Source organism: Streptomyces sp. NRRL S-495 (assembly GCF_000966955.1).
GTDB classification, from domain to species: Bacteria; Actinomycetota; Actinomycetes; order Streptomycetales; family Streptomycetaceae; genus Kitasatospora; species Kitasatospora purpeofusca.
Window position 1 is genome coordinate 1 of sequence record NZ_JZWY01000598.1, and the last position, 7,844, is coordinate 7,844.

At 74.9% G+C, this 7,844-nt stretch carries 7 protein-coding genes and 1 pseudogene; 2 read left to right on the plus strand and 6 right to left on the minus strand.

The genetic code is table 11. From position 1 onward, the window contains the following. Window positions 1-237: 237 nt before the first annotated feature. The 5 genes from VR45_RS28370 to VR45_RS28390 form a co-directional block, all read right to left on the minus strand. Complete coding sequence (locus VR45_RS28370) at window positions 238-1,287, minus strand: agmatine deiminase family protein (protein ID WP_045942705.1); 1,050 nt, start codon at window positions 1,285-1,287, stop codon at window positions 238-240. A 262-nt stretch (window positions 1,288-1,549) separates the two neighbouring features. Further along, window positions 1,550-2,128, minus strand: coding sequence for a TetR/AcrR family transcriptional regulator (locus VR45_RS28375; protein WP_043464243.1), 579 nt, complete (start codon window positions 2,126-2,128; stop codon window positions 1,550-1,552). 82 nt (window positions 2,129-2,210) lie between these two features. Continuing rightward, window positions 2,211-3,827 (minus strand): NAD(P)/FAD-dependent oxidoreductase, encoded by a 1,617-nt coding sequence (locus VR45_RS28380; RefSeq protein WP_045942710.1) that lies wholly within the window; start codon window positions 3,825-3,827, stop codon window positions 2,211-2,213. 92 nt (window positions 3,828-3,919) lie between these two features. Continuing rightward, entirely contained in the window at window positions 3,920-4,495 is a 576-nt protein-coding gene (locus tag VR45_RS28385; protein ID WP_045942706.1) for a hypothetical protein, read from the minus strand. A 99-nt stretch (window positions 4,496-4,594) separates the two neighbouring features. Next, window positions 4,595-5,356: a helix-turn-helix domain-containing protein gene (locus VR45_RS28390; protein WP_199926016.1), complete on the minus strand. Its 762-nt coding sequence runs from the start codon at window positions 5,354-5,356 to the stop codon at window positions 4,595-4,597. Between the two features lie 186 nt (window positions 5,357-5,542). Between VR45_RS28390 and VR45_RS28395 the strand changes: the two genes are divergently transcribed. Then, a complete protein-coding gene (locus VR45_RS28395) occupies window positions 5,543-7,066 on the plus strand; it encodes an amidase (protein WP_052709443.1) in 1,524 nt (507 codons plus the stop codon). A 124-nt stretch (window positions 7,067-7,190) separates the two neighbouring features. Beyond that, the gene (locus tag VR45_RS28400) at window positions 7,191-7,544 is read left to right on the plus strand and encodes a hypothetical protein (RefSeq protein WP_045942708.1); all 354 of its coding nucleotides are present in this window, start codon (window positions 7,191-7,193) and stop codon (window positions 7,542-7,544) included. Here the strand turns inward: VR45_RS28400 and VR45_RS28405 are convergent. After that, a pseudogene (locus tag VR45_RS28405) lies at window positions 7,541-7,844 on the minus strand (hypothetical protein); the annotation flags it as partial. The gene VR45_RS28400 and the pseudogene VR45_RS28405 overlap by 4 nt on opposite strands.

Consider the following 7,844-nt stretch of genomic DNA (forward strand, 5'->3'; position numbering starts at 1 on the left):
TGGGGTCGCAGGCGGTGAGGCCGAGGACGAGGGCGCCGACTCCGGCGCCGGCGAGGGAACGCATCACGGTACGGCGGGACATGGCGTTGGTCATTCGGATCCTCCGGCTGGGGACGGGGACGGGGACGGGGACGGGGACGGGGACGGGGACGGGGTCGGTGGGGGCAGGGCGTGCCGGCGGCGCCGGGGTCGGGGCCGGCGCCGCGGCGGGGACTTCGGTGCGGACTTCGGCGCGGACTACGGCAGCGACTGCGGCAGCGGCTCCTGCATGGTCGAGCAGTGGATGCCGCCGCCCCCGGCCATCAGGCGGTCGACGTCGATCTGCACCACGGCGCGGCCCGGGAAGGCCGCGGCGAGCGCCTCCTTCGCGGCGGCGTCCTTGTACGCGTCGCCGAACTGGGCGGTGATGACGCCGCCGTTGACGAGGTGGAAGTTGAGGTAGGAGTCGACGAACTTGGAGCTGCGGGAGCGGACGGTGTCGGGACCGTGCACGGGAATCACCTGGAGCCGGCGGCCCCTGGCGTCGGTCGCGGCCGAGAGGAGGGCGAACTGCTCGCGGGCGTCCTTGGCCCAGGCGTCGTTGCGGTCGGCGGGTGGCAGCTGGACCATCACCACACCGGGCCGGACGAAGCGCGAGGTGACGTCCACATGGTCGTCGGTGATGTCCTGGCCCTTGATGCCGGGCAGCCAGATCATGGTGTCCGCGCCGTAGGCCTCCAGGACGGCGTCCTCGATCTCGTCCCGGCTCATGCCCCGGTTGCGGTTCTTGTTGACCAGGCTGCTCTCGGTGGCCATCACCGTGCCGTCGCCGTCGGTCTCGATCGCGCCGCCCTCGCCGACGAAGTCCGCGTAGGTGTACCGCAGGCCGCGCCGGGTGGCGAGGCGCTCGGCGACCAGGGCGTCGTCGTAGTGGACCTGCTTGTCGCCCCAGCCGTTGAAGTTGAGGACCACGGCGTCCAGGCCGCCGCGGCCGTCCAGGCGGAACACCGGCGCGGTGTCGCGCATCCACAGGTCGTCGGTCGGGATCGCGGTGATCACCTCCACCGCGGAGCCGCACCGGTCCCGGGCCTTGCCCGCCGTCCAGTCGTCGGGGGCGCACATCACCACCGGCTCGAACTCGGCGACGGTCCGCGCGATCAGGGCGATGTCCTCCTGGACCCCGCCCAGGCGAAGCCCCCACACACCCCGGCGGGAGGGCCAGGACATCCAGGTCCGCGCGTGCGGGACGTCGTCCGCCGGCACCCAGGGGAAGTCCTCGGCGGAGCGGTCGTGGTGGAAGCGGGTCATGAGGGTTCTCTCCGATCGTGCGACGGTGCCGGGAGGGGTGCACGGGGCCATCGGATCCACTCTTCGCGCCGCTACGCACCGGCGCACCACGGGAACGGCCGACGGCTGCACCCCGCCTGCGTTGTCAGCGTCGCACTGACTGAAAGTTCAGTCAAACTTCTCGGCATCATATGACCCATGACGCCGGTCTGATCGCGGAGCGTAATGATCGAGGGTGTATCGAGGGTGTTCTGTCGGCGGATGCCCGGTTCGGCGACTCCGCTCAGGAGCCGAGCCGGGCCACCTCGGTGTCGATCGCCTCGGACAGCAGCGTCCGGGCGTGCGCCAGCGGCAGGCTCCCGCTGAGCCAGCGCACGCTGAGGCCCTCCAGCAGCGCGGTCAGCCGCTCGGCGGCTCCGGCCAGCGCGACCGCCGAGGACATCGGCTGCACCACGCCGAGCAGTTCGGCGACCTCCTGCACCCAGATCCGGGTGGCCCGCGCCAGGTCCTCGCGCAGGGTCTCGTCGAACACCGCGCTCGCCCGCAGCTCGCCCCAGGCGGTGCTGTTCTCCCGCACCTCGACGGTGTCCTGGAGCTCCAGCAGCAGCGTCTGCTCCAGCTCCTCGCGGGCGGTCGGCGGCGGGGCGTCCGGGTCGCGCTCGGTCGTGTACCGCTCGGCCCGGTCGTTGATGAACTCCAGCGTCTGCCGGAGGATCCCGGTGCGGTCCTTGAAGTGGTAGTAGATCAGCGCGGTGGACACACCCGCCTCGGCCGCGAGTTCCTCCACCCGCAGTCCGCGCACCCCGCGCCGCGCGATCACCCGCGCGGCTGCTTCCATGATCGACGTTTTACGACTGGCCACGATCCACCACCTTACCCGGGCGCCGTGCGGCGGTGCGCCGACCTGCTGAAAGTCCCGTCAGGCCGTAACGCCGCCCCGCGTGCTACCGGGCCGGGGCCGCCAGGTCCTTCAGGGCGGCCTGCGCCGCGTTGTGCCCCGGGATGCCGCTGACGCCGCCGCCCCGGACGGCTCCCGCCCCGCAGAGCAGCACGTCCGGCCGGGCCGTCGCCACGCCCCAGCGCGCGGCGGCCGTGCCTTCGCCCGCGCCGGTCCCTTCACCCGCACCCGGCTCCTCGGCGGCGAACGGGAAGGACAGGTCGCGGTGGAAGATGTGGCCGCCCGGCAGCCCGAGTTCCCGCTCCAGCTCCGGCGGCGTCCGCGCCTCGACGCAGGGCCGGCCGTCGGCGTCCACGGCCAGGCAGTCGGCGATCGGCTCGGCCAGCACCGCGTCCAGCTGCGCCAGGCTCGCGGCCAGGGCGCGTTCCTTGGCCGCCGGGTCGCCGAACAGCCGGGCCGGCATGTGCAGGCCGAACAGGGTCAGCGTCTGCAGTCCCTGCCGGACGGCCTCCGGGCCGAGGATCGACGGATCGGTGAGGGTGTGGCAGTAGATCTCCGACGGCGGCGCCGAGGGCATCCGGCCGGCCGCCGCCTCCGCGTACGCCGTCTCCAACTGCCGGTAGCCCTCGGCGATGTGGAAGGTCCCGGCGAAGGCGTCGCGCGGGTCCGCGACCGGGTCGCGCAGCCGCGGCAGGCGGCGCAGCACCATGTTGACCTTCAGCTGGGCGCCCTCGGGCGCGGGCTCCGGTGCGGTGCCGAGCAGCCGCGCCAGCGTCGCGGGCGCGGCGTTCACCAGCACCCGGCGCGCCGCCACCGTCGCCTCGCCGTCGGCGTGCCGGTACGACACCTCGGCGTCGCCGCGGCCGTCGCCCGCGATCGCGGTGACCTCGTGCCCGGTCCGGATCTCCGCGCCGGCCGCCAGCGCGGCCCCGGCCAGGGCGTCCGTCACCGCGCCCATCCCGCCGACCGGTACGTCCCAGTCGCCCGTGCCGTTGCCGATGACGTGGTAGAGGAAGCAGCGGTTCTGCCGGAGCGCGGGGTCGTGGGCATGGGTGAACGTGCCGATCAGCGCGTCCGTGAGGACGACGCCGCGCACCAGGTCGTCCGCGAAGGTGCGCTCGACCGTCTCGCCCAGCGGCCGTTCGAACAGGGCCGTCCAGGCGGCCTCGTCCCCGATTCGCCGGCGCAGCTCGGCCCGTGACGGCAGCGGCTCGGTGAGCGTCGGGAACACCCGCTCGGCGACCCGCCCGGTCGTCCCGTAGAACTCCCGCCAGGCCTGCCACTCCCGGTCGGACCGGGTCAGCGCCCGGAACGACTCCCTGGTCCGGCCGGGGTCGCCCGTGTCCACCAGCAGGCCGGTCGGCTTCCCGTCCCGGACGGCCGGGGTGTACGAGGAGATCCGGCGCCGCCGCAGCTCCAGCCGCAGCCCGAGCTCCCGCACCACCTTCGCCGGCAGCAGGCTGACCAGGTAGGAGTACCGCGACAGCCTGGCGTCGACCCCCGGGAACGCCGACGCGGACACCGCCGCCCCGCCCGTCCGCGCCAGCCGTTCGAGCACCAGCACCCGGTACCCGCCCCGCGCCAGGTACGCCGCGGCGACCAGCCCGTTGTGCCCACCGCCGACAATCACGGCGTCGTACCGCGAGGACGCGTTGGTAGCCATGCGGTCACGGTACGCCACGGCCCTGCCGCTCCGGAACAGCCGTGCGCGGCGGTCGCGGTGGCGCCGGGACGGGGGCGGGCCGCCGTCGGGCGTCACGGCGCCGAGGTGCCTGGCCCCGCCGCCGGGTCGGGCTCGGCGTGCTGCCAGGCCCGGGGCCAGTTGCCGGACGGCGGCGGCGGACCGGCGATCCCGAGGTCCTTCCGGGCGCAGAGGTAGAACCTGTCGCGGGCGTGGCTCAGCCGCTCCTCGGCCCGCACCCAGCCGGCGGCGTCGGAGCGCAGGCCCCGGGCGTACAGCTCCAGGTTCCAGCACTCCTCGTGCCACGACCGCGCCGCTTCGACCGTCGCGGCGTCACCGACCAGCAGCATCGACTCCCACTCGGCGGCCCGCTCGGACTCCGCGCGGGCGAGTTCGGCCAGCCCCTCGCCTATTTCCAAGGGGTCCACCACACCGTCGAAGTTGCGGGCGGCGCCGAGCCGTTGGGCGATCCTGATCTGGGTCTTGAGGATCTTCCCGTAGCTCGCGTAGATCTGGAAGCGCCGGTCGTCCCAGCGTTCGGCGCGGCCGCGGCGCCAGCGGCTGCGTTCGGTGAGGCTCGCCGCCGTGTACGAGCCGACCGAGCCGACGACGACGCCGACCAGGGTGGGCAGTTGGTCCCAGAACGTCACGCTTCCTCCCCCTCCAGGGCCCGGGCGACTGCCAGGGACCTCAGGGTGGCACGGAACCGCGCGGCGGCGAGCGGGAATCCGTGCTCCGGCCCGGCCGGTTCAGGAGTGATCGTCGGCGGGCCGGGTGGTGGGCCAGGCGGTGGGGTCGACGGTGAGCCAGGGGGCGGTGGCGAGGGTGGTGGGGGTGGTGCCGGTGAAGGTCCTGATGTCGCGGTGGAGGTGGGACTGGTCGGTGTACCCGGTGTCGGCCGCCACCCGGGCGGCGCTGTGGCCCGCGGCGAGGCGGTGGGCGGCGTCGTCGAAGCGGACCAGCCGGGCCGCGTGCTTGGGGCCGAGGCCGGTCTGGGCGTGGAAGCGGGACCACAGCCGTTTGCGGCTCCAGCCGATCTCGGCGGCGATCCGCTCGATCCGCACCGCGCCCCGGTGGGTGGTCAACTGGTCCCAGGCGAAGGCGACTTCGGGGTCCACCGGCCGGCCGTCCGCGTACCGGCGGACCAGCGCGGCCTCGGCGATCGCGAAGCGCTCGTCCCAGGAGGCGGTGGCGCGCAGGCGCTCCTCGGTCCGCCTGGCCTCGCGGCCCCACAACTGGTCGAGCCCGACCACCGTGCCGCCCAACTCCGCCGAGGCGCCCAGGATCCGGTGCGCCACCGGCGGGGCCAGCCGGAGCTGAAGACAGGTGATGGCACTGCCGTGGCCGCGTACGCTGCCGGGCGCGAGCCCGACCACGACGCTGCCGTGCGCCCGGCGGCCGGTCGCGTCGTCGACGGCGAGCGGCGGGTCGCCGAGGTCCAGGGCGATCGTGACGGCCGGGTACGGCACCACGTCCAGGTCGACCGGGGCGAGGGCGTGGAAGCCGGCCATGCCGACACCCCGGATACGGCAGGGGCGCGGGGGAGTTGCGATGTCCCACAGCGGTGCGGGGGCGCGGGTCGGACCGACGGGGCGCATACCGCCAGGCTACGCGACATTCGTCCAATACGCGGGGCCCGGGCCGGGGCGACGCTGGAGCAGCGGACCCACCGCCCCGTTCAGAGAGGACAGTTCGCGATGAACCCACCGATCGAAGCAGCCGGCACCGTCGCCGCCCCCGGCACCGTCGCAGCCCCCGCCGTCGCCCCCGGAACCGCCGTCGGCACCACCCCCGCCACCGCCTACGGCTCCGCCGTCGAACTCGCCGCCGCCGTCCGCCGGAAGGAGGTGAGCCCGGTCGAGATCGTCGAGGACTGCCTCGCCCGCATCGACGCCCTCGACCCCGCGCTGAACGCCTTCTGCTTCCGGGACGACGACGCCGTCCGCGCGGCCGCCTCCGCCGCCGCCGACGCGGTCGTCCGGGCCGATTCCGCCGACGGGCTCCCGCCGTTCCACGGCGTCCCGCTGCCGATCAAGGACCTGCTGGACGTCCAGGGCTGGCCCACCACGTACGGGTCCGCGGGCGCCGGCCGGGAGCCGGCCGAGACCTCGGAGCCGCTCGTGCGGCGGTTCCTCGCCGCGGGGTTCGTCCTGCTCGGCAAGACCACCACCTCCGAGTTCGGCAGCCTGCCGTTCACCGAGAGCGAGGCGCTCGGCATCACTCGCAATCCGTGGGACCGGGAGCGGACGCCGGGCGGCTCGTCGAGCGGCGCGGGGGTCGCCGTCGCCGCCGGGATGGCGCCGCTCGCCCACGCCGAGGACGGCGGCGGGTCGATCCGCATCCCCGCCTCCTGCACCGGCCTGGTCGGCCTCAAGCCGACCCGGGGCCGGGTGACCAACGGGGCCGTCGTCGTCGAGGGGCTCGGCATCGGCGGCGTGGTCACCCGCACCGTGGCCGACACGGCGGCCGTGCTCGACGTGCTCGACCGCCACGATCCGACCGCCTGGTGGTCGCCCCCGGCCCCGGACCGCTCCTTCGCCGACGCGATGTGGGCGGACCCGCCGGCCGGCCTGCGGATCGGCGTCCTGGTGGACCCGCCGGTGGCCGGGATCGCCGTGGACCCGGTCTGCGTGGCGGCCGTCGAGACCGTCCTGCGCACGCTCGAAGCGGCGGGCCACCACATCGTCGACACCCCGCTCCCGCTGCCGCCGACCGAGGAACTGGTCACGGAGTTCACCGCCATGTGGAACATCGGCGCCGCCGGGGTGCCGCTGGCCGACCCGGAGCGGATCGAGCCGCACAACCGGGCGCTGCGCGACGCGGCGCACGCGATCGACTCGTGGGCCTACGCGGAGGGGGTGCGGCGGGCCCAGCGGATGTCGCGGCGCATCGTCGAGGGCTTCGTCGCCGGGTTCGACCTGCTGGTGACGCCCACCATGGCCTGCCTGCCGCCGCGCATCGGCGCCTGGCGGGCCGGTACCGCCGAGGATCCGCCGGCGGCACTGCGGAACAGCTACCCGATGGCGGTGTTCACCTCCCTGTTCAATGTGACCGGCCAGCCGGCCGTCTCGCTGCCCGTCCACCACGACGACGCGACCGGTCTGCCGGTCGGGGTCCAGCTCGTCGCCGCACCGTGGCGCGAGGACCTGCTGCTCCAGGTGTCCCGCACGCTGGAGCTAGCCCACCCCTGGGCCGACCGCCGCCCGCCCGGCCTGGGCTGAGCCTGCCCGGCCTGGGCTGGGACTGCCCGGCCGGGGCTGAGCCCGCCCGGCCTGGGCTGGGACTGCCCGGCCGGGGCTGAGCCCGCCCGGCCTGGGCCGCCGGGGGCCCGTGGATACTGATCGGATGCGCACGTACCCGACCGCCGCCGTCGCGGTGAACCTGCTGCTCGGCCTGCCGGCGGTGGTGCCGATCTGGCTGCTCTGGTACTTCGCCGTCAACTGGCCGCTCGCCGCCCTCGGTTGGACCCGGGGCGAGCCGACGGAGAACGACGGGATGCTGCCGTGGTTCATGCTCGCGGTGCCGGTGCTGTCGGTGTTCTCGGGCCTCTGGTGGCTGGCCAACCACCTGCTGCGCCGCCGCCGTCGGCACCGGTACGCGGACCCGGGCCCCGCCGGGGCGTACTGGACGACCGGCCTGCTGCTCACCCTTGCGCCCACGGGTGTGCTCGTCGCCGTGCTGCCCTGGGGGCCGGCTTAGGCCCTCCCTCGCGGATCACGCCGTGCGGTCGCGACGTGACCCGCAGGAGAGGGCCCGGTCAGCAGCGCGGTCCCGGCGGCGAGGAGTGCGACGAGGCCGGCCAGGACGAGCACGGTGCCGGGGGAGGTCCGGTCCACGACGCCGCCGCCCGTCAGCGCGGCGATCCCGATGGTGGCCTGGAACGCGGAGGTGAAGAGCACCCCGGCGGCCTCCGGGGCGTGCGGCGCCGCAGCGAGGAACCAGCTGAGCGAGCAGACCGGCACGGCACCGTAGGCCGCTCCCCAGAGCAGCAGCAGGACC